Below are 21,933 nucleotides of genomic sequence, written 5' to 3'. Positions count from 1 at the left end.
GCCAAGGCCGCGGATAAGAAATCCGGTGATGCAGCAACCAAGGCAGCCACTAAGGCAGCAGCTAAGACAGCCCCCGACGTAACCGCTAAGGCAACCACTAAGGCAGCCACCAAGGCAAAGGGCAAGGCAACTGCCAGGACGGCCGCCGCCGAGGGAGCCGGGGCCCAGCCGCGCGGTGTCGCGAAGTCCACCGTCAAGCCATCCACCGCCAAGCCATCCACTGTCGAGCGCGTCGCTGCGAAGACGGCGACAAAGCATGCGGGGGTCTCGTCGCCGGCAATGGTCGCGAAAGCAGACACGCCAGGCAGGGCGCGCAAGGATGCCAGCGGCACTGCTGCAGCAGGCGACGCCGCCGCGCTGACGCGCTACCGCGACAAGCGCAAGTTCGATCAGACGCCCGAACCGCCACCGGCCGTCGGTCGTTCGGGCGCGGCGCTTCGCTTCGTCGTGCAAAAGCACGACGCGCGTCGTCTGCACTACGACTTCCGGCTGGAAAGCGAAGGGGTGCTGAAGTCGTGGGCCATCCCGAAAGGGCCGAGTCTCGATCCGACGGTGAAGCGGCTGGCGGTGGAGGTCGAAGACCATCCGCTGGACTATGGCGGCTTCGAAGGCACCATTCCGACTGGGCACTACGGCGCGGGCGAAGTGATCGTATGGGATCGCGGCACCTGGCAGCCGGACGAGGCGGCCGGCAAGGACCCGTCGGAAGCCGCGGCGGCCGCAATGCAACGCGGCCGGCTGGATTTCACGCTGCACGGCGAGAAACTGTCAGGCGCCTGGCATCTCGTGCGGACCCGGCCGCGCGGCGACAAACCGCAGTGGCTGTTGATCAAGAGCCGCGACGAGGCTGCAGTCGAAGGTAGCGACGACGCAATCGTGCGCGAGCGGCCGGAGAGTGTGCTGAGCGCCGCGACGATCGGGCAGGCGGTTGGCCAAGCGACGGCGAAAGGCGGCAAGCGACCGGCGCGCGCCAGCGGGCCGCCTGCGCCGGTGCGGCCCGCGGCAGTTGCGCGTCGTGTCACCGCCCGTCGTCACGCGCGTCTCGAAGCGGATGCGGCCGCGGGTGATGACGCGGCGCCGTTTCCCGACACCGTGGCGCCGCAGTTGGCGACCCTGGTCGACCGGGCGCCGCCCACCGGGGCATGGCGCTACGAATTGAAGTACGACGGCTACCGCGTGCTGGTCCGCATACGCAAGTTGGGGCGTCGGCGCGACGTGACGATCTTCACGCGCAGCGGCAACGATTGGACCGCGCGCTATCCGGCGCAGGCCAAGGCGCTCGCCGCATTGCCGGTGGACAACGCCTGGTTGGACGGCGAGGCGGTGGCTTTCGACGCGAACGGCATGCCGAGCTTCCAGGCATTGCAACGTGCGTTCGAAGGCAATGCAAGCGACGACCTCGTGTTCTACTTGTTCGACATGCCTTTCCGGGACGGACGCGACTTGCGCGACGAGCCGTTCGACAGCCGCCGAGCGGCGCTCGAAGCGCTGCTCGGGGCGGCCAGGGACGACGACCACAACGATGGGCTGCTGCGCTTGTCCGCATGCCTGGATGTCGCGCCGGAGCATCTGGTCGAGGAGGCATGCCGGATCGGCTTCGAGGGCGTGATCGGCAAGCTGGCCGACGCGCCGTATCGCGGCGGTCGCCAACCCAGCTGGGTCAAGCTCAAATGCCGCCGTCGCCAGGAATTCGTGATCGGCGGCTACACCGCGCCGAAGGGGCGTCGCGCAGCGTTCGGTGCATTGTTGCTCGGCGTCCACGGCGAGGACGGCGCCTTGCACTACGCGGGCCGGGTCGGCACCGGCTTCGACAGCGATCGGCTCGATGCAGTGCTGGCCAAGATGCTGCCGCAGCGTGCCGACCGCTCACCGTTCGCGGAGCGCGTCCATGCCGCGGGAGACTCTATCCAGTGGCTGGCGCCGCGCCTTGTTGCCGAAGTCGAATTCGGAGAATGGACCGACGCGGGCAGCGTTCGGCACGCCAGTTTCGTTGCGCTGCGAAGCGACAAGCCGGCGCGCGCGATCGTCCGCGAAGCGCCGCGCGCGGCGACGGACGTCGCGGCGGAGGCACAAGGCGAGCCTGTGGCCGAAGAGGACCACCGTCGTGCGAGCGCTAAACCCGCAGCGCCGAAACGTGCCGCAGCGGCGCAGCATCACGCCCGTGCGACCGCGGGGCGCGGGCGCACCGGCAGCGAGGCGGCAGGCGACGAGCCACGACCCGGCCGACACGCGGCGGCCGAGCCCGTCGGCGGGCCCCTCGTCCTGGCAGGCGTAACGGTCAGCCACGCTGACCGCCTGATCGACGCCGAACACGGGGTGAGCAAAGGGGCGGTGGCCCGTTACTATGAGCAGGCCGCAACGGTGATGCTGCCGCATTTGGCCGAACGACCGGTCGCGCTGCTGCGGGCGCCGGCGGGCATCGACGGCGAGCTGTTCTTCCAGAAGCATGCGGAGCGGGGCGTGATCAAGGGCATGGCGGAACTCGATCCGTCGCTCGATCCCGGCCACGCAGCGTTGCTCTGCGCGCCCGATGTGACGGCGCTGATCGGCGCGGCGCAAATGGGCACGATTGAATTTCACACCTGGAACGCGCGGGCCGGCGCAATCGAACGTCCCGACAGGATGATCTTCGATCTGGACCCGGGCGAGGGACTGGCGTGGCGGACAATGGCCGAGGCGGCCGCGCTGGTGCGGACGGTCCTCGATGAACTCGGGCTGCCGACGTTCTGCAAGACCAGCGGCGGTGGCGGCGTTCACGTAGTCGTGCCCTTGACGCGCCACCACGACTGGGACGCCGTCAAGACCTTCTCCAAGGCGGTCGCCGAGCATCTGTCCGGCATCCTGCCGGATCGCTTTTCGTCGAAGGCCGGCAAGGACAACCGGCGAGGGCGTGTGTTCGTCGACGCGCTGCGCAATCGCCGCGGCGCCAGCACCGTGGCCGCGTTCTCGCTGAGAGCCAGGCCCGGTATCGGCGTTTCCGTGCCGATCGACTGGGACGAGTTGCCCTCGCTCAGCGGCGGCAATCACTGGCGCATCGACACCGTCGCCGACCGGATCGCGACGGTCGGCAATGCACCGTGGCGGGATTACGACGCGAGCGCCTGCCGCCTGACGGCCGCCATGCTGCGGCGTTTGCGGGGCCGCTGAAGCGGGCGGCCGCGCGCGCGGTCGCGGCGCGGGCAAGCCGTTGACAGGCCTCGGCCGCACGGCCCGCATAGTGTTGGGCAAAGACCGTTACAATGGGGAGCTTCTCTGCGTCGGCGCCGTAGGCCGCGTATTCCTGTCCTCTCGCCGCCATGCCCGAACTGCTCGCCTCGTTGAAAGCCCGCACTGCGGATTGCCATGACCGCCTGGAGCGTCAGCTGGGCCTAGGCCAGCTGGATTGCGACCTCGCCGCCTATACAAAGATCGTCTGCGCGTTTCTGGGCTTCGTCGCCCCGTGGGAGGAGCGGATGGCGGCGGCGCTGCCGGCCTCGTTGACCGGTGAGTTCGACGCACGGCGCAAGGCATCATGGCTGGAACAGGACGCCGCGGCGCTGGGCGTTGCGCCGGACACGGTGATACGGTGCACCGCGCTCGACGTCCCGACCGGCTTGCCAGGCCTGATCGGCGCCTGGTACGTGATGGAAGGATCGACGCTGGGCGGACGCTTCATCGCGCCTGCCGCCGCGGAACGCTTTCATCTTGCGCCGGGTGCCGGCAATCGGTATTTCGACGGCTATGGCGCGGCAACCGGCAGCCAGTGGAAGGCATTCCGTGCGTTGGCCGCGCACACCGTCGATGACACGGCGGCGTCCGTGGATGCCTGCGTGGTCGGCGCGCGGCAAGCATTCGAGGAAATGAGCGCCTGGTTCGCGGCGCGCGGCATCGGGGCCGACCATACGGCGGAGGTGGCGCAATGACCGAGGTGCTCGTCGGGAAGCAGGCAAATGCGCAGGCAAATGCGCAGGTAGACGCGCAGGTAGACGCGCAGGCGACGGATCTGGAACTTTGCGCACGCGAGCCGATCCGGATTCCCGGCGCGATCCAACCCCACGGCTTCCTCGTCACTTTCGATCCGGTGTCGCTGGTCATCGAACGTGCCTCCGCGAACGTCGCCACCTACGGCTTTGGTCCGGCAGCGGCGGCGCCGTTGGGCCGCACGCTTGCCGAGACGTTCGGCGAGGCGTTGGTGCAGGCAGTGCGGACCGGGCTGGAGCGGACGATCGACGACAACCCGCTGCACTTGGGCATCTTCGCACGCGGGGAGACCCGGGAGGCGGTGATCGCGGGCGCGTCCGCGGACGCGATTGCCGAACACGCCGCGAACGGCGGTGCGAGCCATTTCAGTTTCGCGCTGCATCGCCGCGCCGACGTACTGATTCTGGAAGGGGAGCCGGCATTCAGGGTGGCTGGGCCGGGCGCCAGCGTCTATCCGCTGGTACGGGCCTTCGTGACGCGGTTGGAGCGGGCGCGCACGGTCATCGAACTGTGCGAGGCTGCTGCCACGGAAGTGCGGGCGATCTGCGGCTTCGGCCGTGTGCTCGTGTATCGCTTCGACGAGGATGGCCACGGTCACGTGCTGGCCGAGGATCGGGAGGCCGGCTATCCGTCTTATCTCGGACAGCGCTTTCCCGCCTCCGACGTGCCCGCGCAGGCTCGCGAACTGTATCTGGCGAGTCGCATCCGCCTGATCGCGAATTCGAATTACGAGCCGGTGCCGATCCTGTCGGCGTCCGGCGCGGCCGACGCACCGCTGGACCTGAGCTTCGCCGCGCTGCGCAGCGTCTCGCCGGTCCACCTCGAATACATGCGCAACATGGGCACCGGCGCGTCGATGTCGATCTCGATCGTCGTCGACGGCAAGCTCTGGGGCTTGATTTCATGCCATCACCGCGAACCGATGATCGCCACGCTCGACACGCGGCTGGCCTGCGAGCATGTCGGGCAGATTCTCGCGCTGCAGATCGAATCGAAGGAGTTGGGCGACGACACGGACCACCGGCTGGCATTGCGCGGCACGCTGGTGAGCCTGATTTCGACGATGGCGGACTGTGACGATTTCGTCGCGGGCCTGGTGTCGGTGCCCCGCGAATTCCTCGGTTTCATGAGCGGCAATGGCGTGGCCATCGTGATCGATGGCCGGCTCGCGGCGGTGGGCGAGACGCCGAACCAGCGTTTCATCCATGCGCTGGTCGACTGGATGGCGACGCATTCGAACCGGGACGTGTTCTACACGGAGTGCCTGAGCGATCTGATGCCCGAGGCGATGGAGTTCCGGCACGTGGCAAGCGGCGTGCTCGCCGTGCAGATTTCAAAGCTGCATCGCAACTTCGTGATCTGGTTCCGTCCCGAGGTGGTGCGCGTGATCGAATGGGCCGGCGACCCGCGCGGCAAGGTTGCGACGTCTGCGCAGGACGGCCTGCGGCTGTCGCCCCGGCGCAGTTTCGAGACCTGGTGCCAGACGGTGCGCGGCCGATCGGTGCGGTGGCGCAGCAGCGAGATCGGCATGGCGGCCGAGTTCCGCCATGCCGCGCTGGGCATCGTGCTCAAGCGCGCCGAGGAAATGGCCTCGCTGGCTGCGGAACTGGGCCGAGCGAACAAGGAACTCGAAGCCTTCTCGTACTCCGTGTCTCATGACCTGCGCGCGCCACTGCGCCACATCGTCGGCTATGGCGACCTGCTCGCCGAGTATGAAAGCGAATACCTGTCGGACAGGGGCAAGCGTTTCTTGAAGAACATCGTCGACTCGGCGCGGCTGGCCGGCACGCTGGTCGACGACTTGCTGACCTTCTCGCAGATGGGCCGCGCGGCGCTGCGGCCGGCGCGTCTCGAAATGGACGAGCTAGTGCGTACGGTCATCGACGAATCGCGCGCCCAGACCCAGTCTCGCAAGATCGAATGGACGGTTGGAAAACTGCCGTCGGTGGTGGGAGATGCCGCGTTCCTGCTGTTGGCGCTGCGCAACCTTGTCTCGAATGCGGTCAAGTACACGCAGCCGCGCGAGACCGCGCGGATCTCGATCGCGGCGCAGGAGCAGGCGGACGAGTGGGTCTTCTCGATTTCCGACAACGGCGTGGGTTTCGACATGAAGTACGCGCCCAAGCTGTTCGGCGTGTTCCAGCGCCTGCACCGCTTCGAGGAATTCGAGGGCACCGGCATCGGACTGGCGAACGTGCGGCGCATCGTCGAGCGTCACGGCGGCCGGACGTGGGCCGACGGCAAGCTGGACGAGGGCGCGACGTTCCATTTTTCGCTGCCGAAGCGTTTCCAGAGTGTGGACGAAGCCGAACCGGTCGCCGGCATCGGCGCAGGCCCGGCACAGTGACGACACCGGACATTTCAATGATCAAACCGATCCTGCTGGTTGAAGACAACCCGAGCGACCTCGAGCTGACCCTGCTGGCGCTCGAGCGCAGCCAGCTTGCGAACGAAGTCGTGATTGCCCGCGACGGCGCCGAGGCGATCGACTACCTGACCAGCGCGGGGCAATGGGAGGGCCGCACGACCGGCAACCCGGCGGTGATTCTGCTCGATCTGAAGCTGCCCAAGGTCGACGGTCTCGAGGTGCTGCTGTTCATCCGCTCGCGTCCGGAACTGAAAAGCGTGCCGGTGGTGATGCTGACGTCTTCGCGAGAGGAGCAGGATCTGGTGCGCAGCTACGAGCGTGGCGTGAACGCGTACGTCGTCAAGCCGGTCGAATTCCGCGAGTTCGTCGGCGCGATCACCGAACTGGGCATGTTCTGGGCGGTGCTCAACGAGCCGCCGCCCGGCTCGGTTCGTCTCGCCCGCAACATCGAACAGTCGGGCCGGGGGCCGCAGCCGACGTGAGACAGCCGCTGCGAGTTCTGCTTGTCGAAGACAACGCGCTCGACATCGACCTTGCGCTGATGCGACTGGAAGTCGATGGTTTCGACTGCGCGGCGCAACGCGTCGACACCGCCGACGGCCTGCGCCGCGCGCTCGAGGCTACCGCGTTCGACGTGGTGCTGGCCGATTTCGTCCTGCCGACCTTTTCGGGACCGGAAGCGCTCGCGATCGTCCGCGCGTTCGACGCCGACCTGCCGTTCATCTTCCTGTCGGGCATGCTCGGCGAAGAGAACGCGGTGGACATGCTCAAGCAGGGCGCCACCGACTATGTGCTGAAACAGCGTCTGACACGCTTGCCGGCGGTGGTGATGCGCGCGTTGGGCGAGCGCGACGTGCGTCGCCAGCGCACGCAGGCGGAGCGCGCGTTGCGCCGGACCGAGACTCACTTCCGGCAGTTGATCGATGCGCTGAAGGATTACGCGGTCTTGAGCCTGGATCCGAGCGGCGCGATCAGCACGTGGAATACGGCTGCCAAGCGTCTGCTTGGCTACGAGGCCCAGGAGATCGTCGGGCGCAGGCCGGACATCTTCCTCAGCGCCAGCGAGCGCGAGGACGGCTTGTTCGACGCCGAACTGGAGCAGGCGCGCACGCTGGGCAGTTGCAGCGACGATCGATGGCTCTGGTGCAAGGATGGACACTCGGTATTCGCCTCCATCGTCACCACCGCGATTCGTGACGAGCGGGGCGCCTTGCTGGGTTTCTCCAAGATTATCCGGGACACCACCGAGGCGCGGATGGCGGCCGATGCGCTGCGTGTCGCGAAGGAGCAGGCCGAGACGGCGAACCAGGCCAAGGACCACTTCCTGGCGGTGCTGTCGCACGAACTGCGTACGCCGCTCACGCCGATTCTGGCCGCGGTGCGCCTGATCCAGGTCCGTCATCAGCAAGGTCTGCCGGAGATAGCCGGACAGCTCGACGTGATTCGACGCAATGTCGAACTCGAGGCGCGCCTGATCGACGACCTGCTCGACCTGACCAGCATCTCGCGCGGCAAGCTGAGCCTGAACTTCGAGCCGATCGATATAGCGTCGCTGGTCGATCACGTCGTCGACATGTCCGCCGACGACATCGCCAGCAAGCGTCTCGCCCTGTCAGTATCCCGCGGGGCCGACGCGACGCGGGTTTCCGGCGACGCCGCGCGGGTGCAGCAGATCGTATGGAATCTGCTGCGCAACGCGGTGAAATTCACGCCGACGGGCGGCAGCGTCAGTATCGCCCTCAGCAATCCGGGCGACGAGACAGTGGCCGTCACGGTGCGCGACACCGGCATCGGCATCGAGGAGGCCGCGTTGCCGCGCATCTTCTCTGCGTTCGAACAGGCCGACGATTCGATCCGGCGCAGCTTCGGCGGCCTTGGCCTGGGGCTGGCGATCGCCAACACGCTGGCCCTCAAACACGGCGGCACGCTGTCGGTGGCCAGCCCAGGGCCTGGACAGGGTGCTACCTTCACGTTGTCATTGCCGATCCTGCCGGAACAGACGGCGCCAGCGGCGCTCGACGCCGGCCCATCCAATCAACAGAAAGCGCGCGCCTTGAAGATCCTGCTCGTAGAAGACAACGAGGACACGGCCTTCGCAATGGCCTCGCTCCTTGAGATTGATGCACACGAGGTGAGTGTCGCGGCCAGCGTCGCCGATGCGCACCGCCATATCGACGCGGGTCCGTTCGATCTGTTGATCAGCGACATCGGCCTGCCAGACGGCACCGGGCTCGATATCGTCACGCGCTGGCGCGAGCGGCGAGGTGCCGCGCCTTCGATCGCCATCACCGGCTACGGCATGGAAGAGGACGTGCGACGCTCGCGGGAAGCGGGCTTCAGCGATCACTTGACCAAGCCGGTCAGCTTCGAACGTCTCGGGCAATTGATCGCGGCCTTGACCGCGTAGCGACGCCGGGGCAACGCACGCGACCGCAGGACGGCCGGGTTCCTGGCTGTCGTCGTGCGCGCGTGTCGTTATTCCATCTTTCTTGGCGGAATCGACCGCGCGGGCACGCCTGGCTCGCTCGCGCCGGGTGCATGCGCTTCGCGCGCCCGGTGCGAAACATGCCGCCGGCATGCCACCGCCGCCGACGGCGTCCGCACCGGGGCCCCAACGCGCATGCCCCGTCTGGCGGTGTCATCGGATGGCGGCCGGAGCGCCTCCAAGTGGGCGCAGTTTCGGCGTTGCATGCCCCGCCGAACATCGCATTGATGGATGCGAAGGCAAGCTTTTTGCTTAAAAGGCCGCAAAAGCGAAGCCAGGGAGCCTGCATATGTCCAGAGGTCTGAAGATCCTCTTATCCGTCCTTGCGGTGATCGTGGTCCTGATCGTCGCTCTGGTGATCTTCATCGCCACGTTCGACTGGAACCGCGCCAAGCCATGGATCAACAACAAGGTCAGCGAGGAGTTGGGACGGCCGTTCGCCATCAACGGCGACCTTTCCGTGCATTGGCGCCGACCGCCTAACACGCACGGTTGGCGTGGCTGGTTCCCTTGGCCGCACGTCTCCGCAAAGGACTTGACGATCGGTAATCCGGATTGGGCCAAGGATCCGCACCTCGCCCAGGTCGGCGCCGTGGACTTCGACGTGGCGATTCCGCCGCTGCTGGCCAAGGAAGTGTCGATACCTGAAATCCATTTGGAAAACCCGCAAGGCGACCTCGAACGGCGCGCCGACGGTTCCAACACCTGGACGTTCCGCAAGCGCGAGACCGGCAAGCCCAGCGCCTGGACCGTCGATTTCGGCGATCTGACCTTTGCAAAGGGCGTGGTCAAGGTGCGCGACGAAACGAAGAAGGTCGACCTGGAAGTCGGCGTGGATACGCTCGGCCAGCCGATTCCGTTCGGCGAGGCGTTGAAGCAGCAGGGCGAAACTTCCCGCAAGCAGTCTGCCGAATTCGTTGGCAGTTCAGGCGCGCAACATTTCAGCAAGGCGGCGGCTGCGAATGCGAGTTCGGAGGCCGCTTCGGTCAGCAAGGCGGGTTCGGCGCCCGCCGCCTCCGCGCCGGCCTCGGCTGCCGCGGTGGCGCACGCGGGCTCGGGCTCGTCCGACAATGCGGCGCAGGGCAATGGCGCAACGTCGGCGGCCAGCACCGCCGAGCGCGGCGCGAACGTGAGTCAGACCGACGCGCACGCTGCGGTCGACCAGGCCCATATGCCGTCACAGCCCTACCAGCTGGCCTTTACGGTCAAGGGTAGCTACAACAACGCCCCGGTCAAGGGCAATGGCCGCGTCGGTGGCGTACTGACGCTGCAGGACAAGCGGGCACCGTATCCGGTTCAGGCGGACGTGCGGATCGGCGACATCCGCGTCGCGCTGGTCGGTACCGTAACCAGTCCTGCCGACTTGCAGTCGATCGACCTGCGGCTGTGGCTGTCGGGCGTGAGCATGGCGAAGTTCTACCCGCTGACGGGCGTGACCTTGCCGGACACCAAGCCGTTCGCAACGGAGGGACGTCTGCGCGCAACGCTGCCGCGCGGCGACAACAACAAGAACGGCGAGACTGCCAAGTCGAATGGCGGGGTTTATCGCTATGAAAACTTTACCGGCCGGGTCGGCGGTAGCGACCTGAACGGTACGCTGGTCTACGAGGCCGTGAAGCCGCGTCCGAAGCTGACGGGCGAACTGCTGTCGCACAACCTCGTGTTCGACGACCTGGGACCGCTGATCGGCGCTGGCTCGAACAACGAGAAGAAGCAGCGTGGCGATGCGAAGTCGCAGCCGAGCGACAAGGCGCTGCCGGTCGAGCCGTTCAAGACCGATCGGTGGAACGCGCTGGATGCGGACGTCAAGTTCACGGGACAGCATATCGTCCGCGACAAGTCGCTGCCGATCAATAACCTGTACACGCACATCGTGATGCGCAACGCGGTGTTGTCGCTGGAGCCGCTGCGCTTCGGCGTGGCAGGCGGCACGATCAACTCGAACATCCGCCTCGACGGCAGCGGCACGCCGATGAAGGGTAAGCTCGATCTGACCGCGCAGCACATGAAGCTCAAGCAACTCTTCCCGACGTTCCAGCCGATGCAGACCAGCCTGGGCGAACTGAACGGCAAGGCGGCGTTGAGCGCGACCGGCAACTCGGTGGCGGCGTTGCTGGGCGCGTCGAACGGCGAAATCAAGATGCTCGTGAACGACGGACGCATCAGCACCTTCCTGATGGAGGCCGCCGGCCTGAATGTCGCGAACGCGGTGATCGAAAAGCTGTACGGCAACCGCACGGTGGTGATCAACTGCATGGCGTCGGATTTCGCGGTGACCAATGGGGTGGTGAACTCGAAGCTGTTCCTGTTCGACACCGAGGACTCGATCATCAACATCGACGGCACGGTGAACCTGAAGAGCGAGGAAATGGACCTCGGCGTGCACCCGCACACCAAGGGTTTCCGAATCTTCTCGCTGCGGTCGCCGTTGCATGTACGCGGCACCTTCAAGCATCCGAAGGTCGGTGTCGACGCGCTGCCGCTGATTGCGCGTGGCGGTGGCGCGATTGCGCTGGGGCTGATCAACCCGTTGGCCGCATTGATCCCGCTGATCGCGCCGAGCAACAACAAGGACGCGCCGTGCGGGCAACTGCTGTCGCAAATGCGGACCGGACCGAGCGCGCCGCCGCCGGGCAAGACCCGCTCGCCGAATGCCGGCGGTACGCTGAGCAACGACGCGGTCCTGAAGGGCCAGGACGGTGCCAAGGGCGCCACGCCGCGTGGCAATGCCACGCGTGGCAGCGCGCCGGCGTCCGAGTCGCCGTTCGGCGCCGCGCGTCCCTGACTCGCTGCGCTGCCGGCTGGATGCGCCGGCAGGACGTTGAAAAGCCGCATCGCGCAAGCGATGCGGCTTTTTCTTGTAGGGATTTGGGGAAGGTGCTGCGCGCCGGCGGGCGGGCCGCGCGCTGTAGCCAGGGGAAGGGCCGACCGCCGAGGCGACAGCGCAACCGTTCGTAATGGATCGATACTTGCAATCGTATCGATTCGAGTCAGCAAACCCACGGCAACAAAAAAGCCGGCTGGGCCGGCTCTTTTCATTCCCGATGCGCGGACGGCATCACTTCTCGTCGATACGCAGGCCTACCTTCAGCGTTACCTGCCAGTGGGCGACGCGCCCATCCTGCAGATGACCGCGCGTCTCGGTCACTTCGAACCACTCCAGATTGTTCAGCGTTTCCGACGCACGCTGGATGCCGTTGTTGATCGCATCTTCAATGCTGGTTTCGGACGACCCGACAATCTCGATCTTCTTGTAAACGTGGTTGCTCATCGACATGCTCCTTGCATTTGGCCATTGAACGTTGCGCGAATTGTCGGCTTAACGTCAGCAAGTTCCGTGCGAGCAGGGCGGGCGGTGGTCGTGCAGCGTTAGCGCGTCGCCATTCCGTAGTCGGCCAACACGGCCTCGCGGCTGCACGACGCGAAGACGAGGCAGGCGAAGCCGTCGCGTTCGTACCAATAGCCGCCCTGGGCAAGCCGATCCAACGGCTGCTCCAGTGCGTCGGCGATCGCTTCCAGGCAACGCGCGCGCAGTTCCGCCAGACGGGGATAGGGCGGCAGCGCGCCGCGCACGCCGCAAAGCAGCACGTCGAGACCCGGCAGGATGTGCTGGTACAGGACCGGTTCATCTTGTTTGCGCGCCCGCGCGAGCTTGGTTTCCAGCCGCGCGAACGGTTGCCAGGTGCTCAACAATGTCAGGTAATCCGGCCAGCCGCTGGTCCGGCTGCGACGGGCCGGTGCGGCGGCGTCGACGATGCAGTGCTGCGCGTGGTGTTTTCTCGAAAAAGCCATGGCACGGCCGACGCACGTTACCGTGCAGCCGGTCTGAATACGATCGAACTCAAAGAATAGCCGATGAGATGACGGATGTGCAGGCCGACCGTTGCCCTCGCGACCATCGCGCGGGCCGGCGCCATGCAGCACGCCGGCGCGTGCGGGCGGGAGGGGGCGGATCAGCGCACGGTCGGTTCCGCGGCAAGTGGGCCGTGTCGTGGTGGCAGCCGGACCGCGTCCGGCGCTTGGCGCGTTTCGTGCAACGCACCGTCAGGGGTCGCGTTGGACGACCGATTACCGGAGAAAACGATGTTGAAGAAAGTAGCGCTACTCGGTTTCCTCAGCGGCTTCGCGCTGTTCGTCTACGCACGCAAGAACACTGGCCGTGACTCGCTGGTAGTCGACAGTAGCGGTGAGCCGATCCTGCGGGCGCGCCGCCGGCCGTTCTGACCGGCGTTGCGGGTCAGGAACGGCCGGCCGCGCTGCCACTCGGCGGCGCGAGCGATGGTGCCGGTGCCGAAGCTGCGCTCGGCGGCGCGTTCCCGGCGGCAGGCTCGTGGATCATCACCGTGCAGGTCGTGCCCGCGGTCAACAGCGCAGCGGCCTGGACATCGTCGATGCGAATGCGGACCGGCACGCGTTGCGCCAGCCGGACCCAGTTGAAGGTCGGATTGACGTCGGAGATCCCGTCGCGGCTGGTGGCCGCATCCCGATCAGCGATGCCGCGTGCGATGCTCTCGACGTGGCCTTGCAGAATCTGACCGCTCATCATCTGCATCGTCGCCGCGGCGCCCAGCCGAATCTGCGGCAGCTTGGTTTCCTCGAAGTAGCCGTAGACCCAGAATGAATTGCTGTCGACCACGGACAGGCCGGCGCTGCCCGCGGCAGCATAATCCCCCTGGTGTGTCTGCAGATTGGTGATATAGCCATCCACCGGCGCAAGCACCCGCGTGCGGGCCAAATTGAGCTTGGCGGCGTCCAGCGCGGCCAGTGACGCCTGGTAGGCAGCTTCCGACGCCGACGCGGTGCGCTGCGCATTCTCGCGTGATTCGCGCGATACGACCAGGCTGTCGAGGTCGGCGCGCCGGGCCGCGTCGGCGCGGCGCATGTCGAGCTCGGCGCGACGCATTGCAACTTCCGCCTGCGCCTGCTCCACCGCGATGCCGTAGCGGGCCGGATCGATTTCCATCAGCAGGTCGCCCTTGTGGACGAATTGGTTGTCGCGCACCGGCAGCGACACGATGCGGCCAGAGACGTCGGGCGCCACCTTGACGATGTTGGCGCGCACCCGCCCGTCGCGGGTCCACGGCGCGGTCATGTAGTGCAGCCACAGCAGCCTGCCGATCAGGATGGCCGCGCCGAATACCAGCAACGTAACCAGCACGCCGAGCGCTTTCTTGAGATTCATCGTGAGATTCGTTCAGCTGTAGATGGAGAGACCGAGCACGCCGAACACGCAGGCGAACAGGCTCAGCCGGAAGAGGGACGGGTGCCACAAATAGCGGTAGGCGCCGACGCGGGTCAGGATGCGATCCAGCACCCAGCTGAGCCCGGCCGCCGCGATGAAGGCGAGCAGCAGCGTCGGCACATACACGCCGAACAGGACGGATTCACGCGCGGGCAGCCAGCTCGGCGCGGCAAGGGCAAGTGCGGTGTTCATGGCGCGGCGGGCACGAGCCCATCGTGGAAGGCGGCCAACGGCGAATGCGGATCGAGCATTGCCGTGCGAATGAAGTGCAGATAGCTGGCAATGCGCTGCAAGCGGTGGCGCTCGGCGCGTTCCAACCACCCGTCGGCGAGCCCGGCGGCGATCACTTCCTGCGTGCGCGTCAGCGCGGCCTGGTTGGCGGCGAGCGTCGCGGCGAAGCGTTCCCGGCTCGGATCGTCGAACAGCGCGACCAACGCCACGCGCTGCGCGCGCGTGGCGGTGCGCCAGGGCGAGTGCAACTGATAGTCGGGCCGTGCCGCGACAGCGGGCGGCAGCGTCTCGAATTCATGCCGCAGTTCGATGATCGCATGTCCGACTTCGAGCACCGAGAACATCCAGCCAAGCATCGCGCGTTGGCGGTCGGGCCGTTCGGCAGCCAGCGCGCCGACCTGCGCCATGAAGTCGCGCGTGCCGTTTTCGAATCGATAAGCCAGCCCGCGGCGGCGCCCGAAACACGCGAAGCGAACCTGACGGCGCAGCGACGCTTCCATCCGCCGCAGCAGCCAGGTGCTGCTCGGCGGAATCAGCACGGTGAACGAGACCCAGGCGGCGAGCAGGGCGATTTCCAGCGCGATGCCGTTGTTCAGAAACTCGGTGACGTCGTAGACCGCGCGGTTGTCCGGCGCCACCGTGGCAGTGAAGAAGATGCAGAAACCGACGCCGATGCCGGCCCAGCGGGGCCGCGTCGCGAGCCACATGCCCGCCAGCAGGAAAGGCAGCAGGCCGAAGGCCAACTGCATGAAGCCGTCGAGCGCCGGCATCACGACGAAGGCCGCCACGTAGCCGCCGACCACCGAAAGCAGTCCACCCAACACCATCTGCCTGGCCAGCTTCGCGGGTTGCGGCACCGACGACACGATCGCGCAGATCGCGGCAGCGTTCAACACCGCAAAGTTGCCGGCCGGCCAACCGCTGACGATCCAGAACACCGACAGCGCGAGCATCACCACGGCCGCGCGCGCGCCGGCGATGCCGGCGCTGAGCATGTGCGTCTTCGGCGCGTAACGGATGTCGGTGCGGCCGCGCTCGTGCACGGTACGGTCGAGCGAGGCGTAGGTCTGCGCGTAGGCGCTCAGTTCGTCCGCGAAGCGATACAGCAGTTCGGATGCGGTGTCGTAGTCGAGCAGCGCGTCGGCGCCGTCGTCTTCCACATCGACGCGCGCCGCACGCACGCGCGCCGGCAGCGCGGTGCGGAACGCGTCGAGCTGCTGGGCAATCTCGCGCGCCTCGGCCGCGCTTTCCACCGGGCGCCCGGCGCGCGTGAGCGCCTCGCCCAACTCGTGCAGGAACGGCGTGAAGATTGCGGTGACACGGTCGCCGGCCTGCGCGCGCAGGCGGTTGATCAACTGATGCAGCGCGTGGAAGCGGGTCGACGCCGCCATGAACTCGCTGTTCATGCGCGCCACGCGGGCGCTGCGCGCGCGCGTTTCCGGATCCTCGAAGCTGGCATAGCTGCGCAGCGCTTCCAGCCCGACGACGTCGGCGATGAACGCCTTGTTGCGGGCTTCCATCGCAGGACGGTCGATGCGGGCCGCGGCGGCATCGTGGATGAAAGCCACGAAGTCCTTGAAGCGCTGCCGTACGCGCAAGCGCGCGAGCGTCGACGCGCGCTCCGGGAACAGCGTCGCACTCACGGCGCCGGCGGTCAGCGCGCCAAGCGACACTTCGAGCGCGCGGGTGACGCCCGCGTCGAAGGCACCGACCGCGTGCTCGACCGTCGGCAGTCCGACCAGCGCGGCCGTGTAGCCCGCCAGCACGAAGCCATAGGAACGGAAGTTCCGATTGCGGGCCGCGCCGGCAGTGCAGAAACTGATCCACAACGCGACGGCCACCAGAAACACGTCGCGCGCCTGCGCGAAGCACGCAACCAACGCCAGCGTCACGACCAAACCGACCAGGGTTCCCGCCAGCCGGTAGAAACTCTTCGCGAAGACCATGCCGCTTTGCGGCTGCATCACGACGAACACCGTCACCATGGCGCTGCGCGGGCTGGGCAATTCGAGCCGCATGGCGAGGTAGAGCGCGAGCAGCGCGGCGAACACGGTCTTGAAAATGTAGACCCAGGTCAGCCCTTCGCTACTGGCCCAGTCGCGCAGCGCCTCGATGAAGCGGTTCGGCGGCGAGGCCGGGGCCGGTCCCTTTCCGGGCGCCGAGCCCGGCGTGGCTGCCGATGCAGCAGCGGTACGCGGGGTGCTCATCGCGTGCTTGCGGCGGCAGCGGTGACTGCCGCCGCACTCGGCGTGCCGTCGCCCCGGGCGTCATGCGCCGCTTCCGGCAGGTCCGCTGGCGTTGCCAATCCGCCACCAAGCGCGCCGGCCAGGCCGATCCAGGCGCTGACCCGCGACACACGCAGTTCCGCGATGGCCTGGCGCTGCGTGAACAGCTGCTCCTCTGCGTTCAGCACGTTCAGGTAGTCCGTCAGTCCCCTCCTGAAGGCCGTCTGCGCGATGTCGTGGCTGCGTTGCGCGGTGGCCAGCGCCCGTTCCGCGATCGCACGCTGGCGGTCCAGCGCCCGCCATGTGACGGTCTGGTCGGCAATCTCGCGCAACGCACGCACCACGGCGTCGTTGTACTGTCCCACCGCCACGTCGGCGCGCGCGCTGGCCGTGCCCAGCTGCGCGCGCAGGCGGCCACTGTCGAAAATCGGTAGTGAGATCGCGGGGCCGGCAGTGAAGCCGAAGCTCGACAGCCGCGTGAAGGTCCAGAAGCTGTCGCTCACGGCCATGCCGCCCCCGGTCGCGACAAGATTGATGTTCGGATAGAACGCGGCACGTGCCGACTTGACATCGTGCAACTGCGCCTCGATCCGCCAGCGCGCCGCGACGATGTCCGGGCGGTGGCCGGCCAGCTCCGCCGGCAAGGCGCTGGGCAGGTCCGGCCCACTGCGTTCGAGCAGGCGAGGGCGCGCGATCGCGTCGCCCGCGCCGGGTCCCGCCCCCAGCAGCGCGGCGATCTGGTTGCGCAGCAGGGCGATCGATTGGTCCGCGCGCGCGACTGTCAGTTCGGCCTGGGGCAACGGCGCCTCGGCCTGGCTCACTTCCAATTGCGTGCCGATGCCGGCCGCGAAGCGCCGCTGGGCGAGCGCCAGCACCTGTCGCCGATCCGCTAGGCTGTCGCTCGCGACGTCGCGCAGCGCGTATTGCAAGGCCAGCCGGGCGTAGGTCTGGGCCAGGTTGATGCTCAGGCTCAACTGCGTGGCGCGGGCTTCCAGCGCCGCGGCTCGCGCCGCGTCGAGCGCGCTTTCCGCCGCGTTGCGCTGTCTCCCGAAGAAGTCGAGCGGATAGCTCAGCGTCAGCCGCGCCGTGTTGTTGAAGGTATTCGTGCCGGCCAAAGTGCCGCCACCGTAGTAGGTGCTTTCGGGCCAGTGCTCGCGGTTCAGCGCCACGTCGGCATTCAAGGTCGGGCCCCGCGACGCGGTCGCATTCTCGGCCAGGGCCTCGGCCTCGCGCACGCGCGCATTGGCGACCGACAGTGTTGGACTGTCGGCAAGCGCGCGCGTCATCAACGCGTCGAGCTGAGGATCACCCAGCGCCTGCCACCATTGCGTCGCCGGCCAGGCGGCGTCGCGTGCCGCCGCTTCGATCGCCGCGCCAGGCGCGAGCGTCGTCAGTGGCCGCGGCGTTTCGCGCGGCGCAATGCCTGACGGATCGGCACAGCCGGCGAGCAACGAGGCAAGCAGGGCGGCGCAGGCGGCGGCACGCAGGGTCAGAGTGGGCACGATGGGGCGAGGAAACGACGCGTTGGCGCGGTAGGAGCGTAGGGAAGGGGAAGCGTCGCCCCACGCCTCGGCGGCGCGAACGGTGCTTTTCCATATTGTGGATGCCGCGCATTGTAAGGCCGCAACAATCCGCCGATCTATACCGTCAGACGCGAACCGTCTTTACGTGAATTGCAACAATCGATGCGCGGGGCAGCGGCATAATGGCTCGCCCTCGCCGACGGAAGTCGTTCGGCGCAAGATGCGGCCCGATGCAGCTAGCATGCCGCACGTAGCCGCGGTGCGAGCCTTTACGACAACGGTGTCGATATGGATACCCTGAACAATATGCGCGTCTTCGTTAGCGTCGTCGATTACGGCACGTTCACCGCGGCCGCGGCTGCGATGCGCGTGACAACCGCATCGGTCTCGCGCGCGATCAGCGATCTCGAAGCCAACGTGCGCAGCCCGTTGCTTCACCGCACCACGCGACGCGTGGCGTTGACTGCCGCCGGCGAACGTTACCTGCCGCGCGTTCGACAAATCCTTGCCGACGTCGAGGACGCGCAGGCCGAGGTGCTCGACGCCGATATCCATGCGTCCGGCACGCTGCGCATTCACGCGATGACCAGCTTCGCGCAGCACTACCTGATCCCGGCAATCGCAGGGTTCCGTCGTCTGCATCCGGACGTCGCCGTCGATCTGACGCTCTCACAGCGCGTTCCCGACCTGCTGGACGAGGGCTGCGACGTGGCGCTGCTGCTTGCCGAGACGCCGGTCGGCACGGGGCTGGTGGGCCGCGGCCTGGGCACCGTCGCGAGCGTTGCGTGCGCGGCGCCCGCTTATCTTGCGCGCGCAGGTACGCCCAAGACACCGGAGGCGCTGCTGGACCATCCCTGCCTGCAGCTGCTGAGTCCGGTGTTTCCACTCGACGAATGGGTCTTCGAACCGACCGAGGGCGGTGCGCCAGTGCGGATCCGCGTGCCTGCCGCCCCCTTCACGGTCAATGTCGCCGAAGCAATGCGAGCTGCGATCGAGGCCGGCATGGGCGTCGGCCTGCTGCCGGTCTACGCGGCGCTGGCGGGACTGCGGGGCGGCACGCTGGTGCGGGTGCTGCCGGGCTACCAGTTGCCCGCTCTGCCGGTGCAACTGGTCTACCCGAGCCGCCGCGACGGCGACGCCAAGATCCGCGCCTGGGAGCAATATCTGTCACGCACGCTGCCCGCCGCGATGGCCGCCGACAGCGCGGAAGCCCTCGACCTTACGAGCGTGGCCGCCTGAGCGGCGGCCACGTCGGCACCGCGTCCTTAGCGCGTCCTTAGCGCGTCCTTAGCGCGTGCTTATCGTGTTCGTCTGCGTCCGTCCGCGTCCATACTCCGCTTCCGTAGCGCGTCGGCGCCGTCTCGACGAGATCTTGCGAAAAAGCGTTGTGTTCGGCCCGGCGCGTTACGCGGTTCCTACAACCACGGACGCCTCCGCGCAGCTGCCTCCCTGTTGACGCGACGCCGCAAACGCCTCGCCGAAGCGGGCGCGTGGAGACTTTCGGACCGCGAGTCCTGCCGGCGCGCGCCGGTCGCACGGTCACCAGGCGCGGTTTACTTGCCTTGGCGCCGTGGCGCAAGTCTTGCTACTTACCGCTGGCATTGAACGAACGACGGTCCGCCGGAGCAACGAGCGGCCGGCAAGACTGCTGCGTCTGCCGGCCGCTTCGTCGTATGGTGAACCGTCGCCGGGATGCTGTGGGCCCTGCGCGTGGCTGGACCGCACCATGAACTATCAGGAACAACGTGATGAGCAAAACGTCTAGCCGGATCTCCGAGGGGTCCCCATTTGCGCGCGGCGCGAGCTGGGACGGCAAGGGGGTTAATTTCGCCCTGTACTCCGCCAACGCCACCAAGGTGGAGCTGTGTCTGTTCGATGCCGACGGGAAGACCGAGATCGAACGCATCGAGATGCCCGAATACACCGACGAGATCTGGCACGTTTACGTGCACGATCTCAAGCCGGGCGCGGTCTACGGGTATCGGGTGCACGGTCCCTACGAACCGGACGCCGGACACCGTTTCAACCCGAACAAGCTGCTGCTCGATCCGTACGCGAAAGCCCACGTCGGCCAGTTGCAATGGGCTCCCGAAGTGTTCGGCTACACGCTCGGTCATGCCGACGCCGACCTCAGCTTCGACGAACGCGACAGTGCGCCGTTCGTTCCGAAGAGCCGCATCGTCGATACCGCGTTCGCCTGGCACCACCCGTCGAAGGTGCGCGTGCCCTGGGACCGCACGGTGTTCTATGAGACTCATGTGCGCGGCTACACCAAGCGTCATCCGGCCGTGCCGGAAGCGGAGCGCGGCACCTTCGCCGGCCTGTCGCATCCGGAGGTGATTGCCTATATCCAGAGCCTGGGCGTCACTTCGGTGGAGCTGCTGCCGATCCATTCCTTCGTCAACGACAGCCTGCTGCTCGACAAGGGGCTGACGAACTATTGGGGCTACAACACGATCGGCTTCTTCGCGGCCGATCCGCGCTTCCTGGCCGGCGGCAGCATCGATGAGTTCAAGGGGATGGTCGACCGCTTCCACGACGCGAACCTCGAAGTGATCCTCGACGTGGTCTACAACCACACCGCCGAGGGTAACGAACTGGGTCCGACGCTGTCGTTCAAGGGGCTGGACAATGCGTCGTACTACCGTCTGATGCCCGACCAGCCGCGTTACTACATCAACGACACCGGTACCGGCAATACGGTCAACCTGTCGAACCCGCGTGTCCTGCAGATGGTGACGGACAGCCTGCGTTACTGGGTCACCGAGATGAACGTCGATGGCTTCCGTTTCGACCTGGCGACGATTCTAGGCCGGGAACCGTACGGCTTCGACGAAGGCGGCGGCTTCCTCGACAGCTGCCTGCAGGACCCGATTCTGAACAGCGTCAAGCTGATTGCCGAACCGTGGGACTGCGGCCCCGGCGGCTATCAGGTCGGTGGCTTCCCGCCGGGCTGGGCGGAGTGGAACGATCGCTACCGCGACACGGCACGTGCCTATTGGAAGGGCGAGGAAGGCACCGCACCGGAGCTCGCCACGCGCCTGACCGGTTCGGGCGACAAGTTCAACAAGCGCGGCCGTCGGCCGTGGTCGAGCGTCAACTTCCTGACCGCGCACGACGGCTTCACGCTGAACGATCTGGTCTCGTACAACGACAAGCACAATGACGCGAACGGCGAGGACAATCGCGACGGCCACAGCGACAATCGCTCATGGAACTGCGGCGTCGAAGGGCCGACCGACGACGAGTCGATCCGCGCGCTGCGGGAACGGCAGAAGCGCAATCTGCTCGCGACGTTGCTGTTCTCGCAAGGAACGCCGATGATTCTGGCGGGCGACGAGTTCGGCCGCACCCAGCAGGGCAATAACAATGCGTATTGCCAGGACAACGAGATCAGCTGGGTCGACTGGGAGGGCATCGACGACGACGGACGGGCGTTGACGGACTTCGTGCGGAACCTGCTGACCCTGCGTCGGACGCTGCCAGTGCTGCGTCGCTCGCGGTTCCTGACCGGCGCTTGGAACGAGGCGCTGCAGGTCCAGGACGTCAAGTGGCTGGCACCCGACGGCGCCGAACTGAGTCCTGAACAATGGCAGGATCCGACGATGCGCTGCTTCGGCATGTTGATCGACGGACGCGCGCAGGCAACCGGCATCCGCCGTCCCGCCAGCGACGCCACGCTGCTGCTGGTGTTCAACGCGCACCACGACGTCGTGAACTTCGAATTGCCGACGGTGCCGGGAAGCGAATCGTGGACCTGCATGGTGGATACCAATATGCCGGTGCGCGAGGAACTGCCGGAGTTCGGTTCGGGCGACGTGTATCAGGTAACCGGGCGTTCAGTGCTGTTGTTCGCGCTGCACGCGCGCGGCGCGACGCAGCGCATCTTCGAGCGTCTC

General features: G+C 67.0%; 15 protein-coding genes. 9 read left to right on the top strand and 6 right to left on the bottom strand.

Annotation, left to right across the window (positions count from 1 at the left end):
* Positions 1–279: 279 nt before the first annotated feature.
* The 6 genes from ligD to BLU54_RS22540 all read left to right on the top strand — a co-directional run bounded on the left by ligD (position 280) and on the right by BLU54_RS22540 (position 11,598).
* Positions 280–3,147, top strand: a complete 2,868-nt coding sequence (ligD, locus tag BLU54_RS22565) for a DNA ligase D (protein WP_091913367.1) — start codon at positions 280–282, stop codon at positions 3,145–3,147.
* Between the two features lie 149 nt (positions 3,148–3,296).
* The gene (locus BLU54_RS22560) at positions 3,297–3,902 is read left to right on the top strand and encodes a biliverdin-producing heme oxygenase (protein WP_091913366.1); all 606 of its coding nucleotides are present in this window, start codon (positions 3,297–3,299) and stop codon (positions 3,900–3,902) included.
* Positions 3,899–6,307 carry an ATP-binding protein gene (locus tag BLU54_RS22555; RefSeq protein ID WP_091913365.1) on the top strand — a complete coding sequence of 803 codons (2,409 nt, stop codon included), beginning with the start codon at positions 3,899–3,901 and terminating at the stop codon, positions 6,305–6,307. Before BLU54_RS22560 ends, BLU54_RS22555 begins: the two co-directional genes overlap by 4 nt.
* A gap of 17 nt (positions 6,308–6,324) precedes the next feature.
* Positions 6,325–6,810, top strand: a complete 486-nt coding sequence (locus BLU54_RS22550; protein WP_091913362.1) for a response regulator — start codon at positions 6,325–6,327, stop codon at positions 6,808–6,810.
* Positions 6,807–8,735 carry a hybrid sensor histidine kinase/response regulator gene (locus BLU54_RS22545; protein WP_268874557.1) on the top strand — a complete coding sequence of 643 codons (1,929 nt, stop codon included), beginning with the start codon at positions 6,807–6,809 and terminating at the stop codon, positions 8,733–8,735. Before BLU54_RS22550 ends, BLU54_RS22545 begins: the two co-directional genes overlap by 4 nt.
* Positions 8,736–9,102: 367 nt before the next feature.
* Positions 9,103–11,598, top strand: a complete 2,496-nt coding sequence (locus BLU54_RS22540; RefSeq protein WP_091913360.1) for an AsmA family protein — start codon at positions 9,103–9,105, stop codon at positions 11,596–11,598.
* A 273-nt stretch (positions 11,599–11,871) separates the two neighbouring features.
* Here the strand turns inward: BLU54_RS22540 and BLU54_RS22535 are convergent, their stop codons facing one another.
* The gene (locus tag BLU54_RS22535) at positions 11,872–12,084 is read right to left on the bottom strand and encodes a dodecin (protein ID WP_091913389.1); all 213 of its coding nucleotides are present in this window, start codon (positions 12,082–12,084) and stop codon (positions 11,872–11,874) included.
* A gap of 98 nt (positions 12,085–12,182) precedes the next feature.
* Entirely contained in the window at positions 12,183–12,605 is a 423-nt protein-coding gene (locus BLU54_RS22530) for a hypothetical protein (RefSeq protein WP_139169799.1), read from the bottom strand.
* A gap of 291 nt (positions 12,606–12,896) precedes the next feature.
* Between BLU54_RS22530 and BLU54_RS23905 the strand changes: the two genes are divergently transcribed.
* Positions 12,897–13,037, top strand: a complete 141-nt coding sequence (locus tag BLU54_RS23905) for a hypothetical protein (RefSeq protein ID WP_170845271.1) — start codon at positions 12,897–12,899, stop codon at positions 13,035–13,037.
* Between the two features lie 13 nt (positions 13,038–13,050).
* Here the strand turns inward: BLU54_RS23905 and BLU54_RS22525 are convergent, their stop codons facing one another.
* Genes BLU54_RS22525 through BLU54_RS22510 form a run of 4 tightly spaced genes read right to left on the bottom strand, consistent with a single transcriptional unit; the run spans position 13,051 to position 18,013 of the window.
* A complete protein-coding gene (locus BLU54_RS22525) occupies positions 13,051–13,995 on the bottom strand; it encodes an efflux RND transporter periplasmic adaptor subunit (RefSeq protein WP_091913355.1) in 945 nt (314 codons plus the stop codon).
* A 12-nt stretch (positions 13,996–14,007) separates the two neighbouring features.
* Entirely contained in the window at positions 14,008–14,247 is a 240-nt protein-coding gene (locus BLU54_RS22520; RefSeq protein ID WP_091913354.1) for a DUF1656 domain-containing protein, read from the bottom strand.
* The gene (locus tag BLU54_RS22515; RefSeq protein WP_091913352.1) at positions 14,244–16,493 is read right to left on the bottom strand and encodes an FUSC family protein; all 2,250 of its coding nucleotides are present in this window, start codon (positions 16,491–16,493) and stop codon (positions 14,244–14,246) included. The genes BLU54_RS22520 and BLU54_RS22515 overlap by 4 nt, the downstream gene beginning before the upstream one ends.
* Positions 16,490–18,013 carry an efflux transporter outer membrane subunit gene (locus BLU54_RS22510; protein WP_170845270.1) on the bottom strand — a complete coding sequence of 508 codons (1,524 nt, stop codon included), beginning with the start codon at positions 18,011–18,013 and terminating at the stop codon, positions 16,490–16,492. The genes BLU54_RS22515 and BLU54_RS22510 overlap by 4 nt, the downstream gene beginning before the upstream one ends.
* 309 nt (positions 18,014–18,322) lie before the next feature.
* Here BLU54_RS22510 and BLU54_RS22505 point away from each other — a divergent pair, with 309 nt between their 5' ends.
* Together BLU54_RS22505 and glgX are read left to right on the top strand one after the other, a co-directional pair.
* Positions 18,323–19,273 carry a LysR family transcriptional regulator gene (locus BLU54_RS22505; protein ID WP_091913348.1) on the top strand — a complete coding sequence of 317 codons (951 nt, stop codon included), beginning with the start codon at positions 18,323–18,325 and terminating at the stop codon, positions 19,271–19,273.
* A 509-nt stretch (positions 19,274–19,782) separates the two neighbouring features.
* On the top strand, positions 19,783–21,933 hold a 2,151-nt coding region (gene glgX / locus BLU54_RS22500), incomplete at its 3' end, for a glycogen debranching protein GlgX (protein ID WP_091913387.1).

It is taken from the genome of Chitinasiproducens palmae (genome assembly GCF_900095735.1).
Lineage (GTDB): Bacteria > Pseudomonadota > Gammaproteobacteria > Burkholderiales > Burkholderiaceae > Chitinasiproducens > Chitinasiproducens palmae.
Note: the sequence above shows the minus strand (reverse complement) of the source record. Positions and strands in the feature narration are given on the sequence as shown.

Excerpts from the sequence above, each read along its gene's own strand:
- BLU54_RS22550 (WP_091913362.1), top strand. The coding sequence starts at position 6,325 with ATGATCAAACCGATCCTGCTGGTTGAAGACAACCCGAGCGACCTCGAG.
- BLU54_RS22525 (WP_091913355.1), bottom strand. The coding sequence starts at position 13,995 with ATGAATCTCAAGAAAGCGCTCGGCGTGCTGGTTACGTTGCTGGTATTC.
- BLU54_RS22520 (WP_091913354.1), bottom strand. The coding sequence starts at position 14,247 with ATGAACACCGCACTTGCCCTTGCCGCGCCGAGCTGGCTGCCCGCGCGT.
- BLU54_RS22560 (WP_091913366.1), top strand. The coding sequence starts at position 3,297 with ATGCCCGAACTGCTCGCCTCGTTGAAAGCCCGCACTGCGGATTGCCAT.
- BLU54_RS22505 (WP_091913348.1), top strand. The coding sequence starts at position 18,323 with ATGGATACCCTGAACAATATGCGCGTCTTCGTTAGCGTCGTCGATTAC.
- BLU54_RS22515 (WP_091913352.1), bottom strand. The coding sequence starts at position 16,493 with ATGAGCACCCCGCGTACCGCTGCTGCATCGGCAGCCACGCCGGGCTCG.
- BLU54_RS23905 (WP_170845271.1), top strand. The coding sequence starts at position 12,897 with ATGTTGAAGAAAGTAGCGCTACTCGGTTTCCTCAGCGGCTTCGCGCTG.
- BLU54_RS22540 (WP_091913360.1), top strand. The coding sequence starts at position 9,103 with ATGTCCAGAGGTCTGAAGATCCTCTTATCCGTCCTTGCGGTGATCGTG.
- BLU54_RS22535 (WP_091913389.1), bottom strand. The coding sequence starts at position 12,084 with ATGAGCAACCACGTTTACAAGAAGATCGAGATTGTCGGGTCGTCCGAA.
- ligD (WP_091913367.1), top strand. The coding sequence starts at position 280 with ATGGTCGCGAAAGCAGACACGCCAGGCAGGGCGCGCAAGGATGCCAGC.
- BLU54_RS22555 (WP_091913365.1), top strand. The coding sequence starts at position 3,899 with ATGACCGAGGTGCTCGTCGGGAAGCAGGCAAATGCGCAGGCAAATGCG.
- BLU54_RS22530 (WP_139169799.1), bottom strand. The coding sequence starts at position 12,605 with ATGGCTTTTTCGAGAAAACACCACGCGCAGCACTGCATCGTCGACGCC.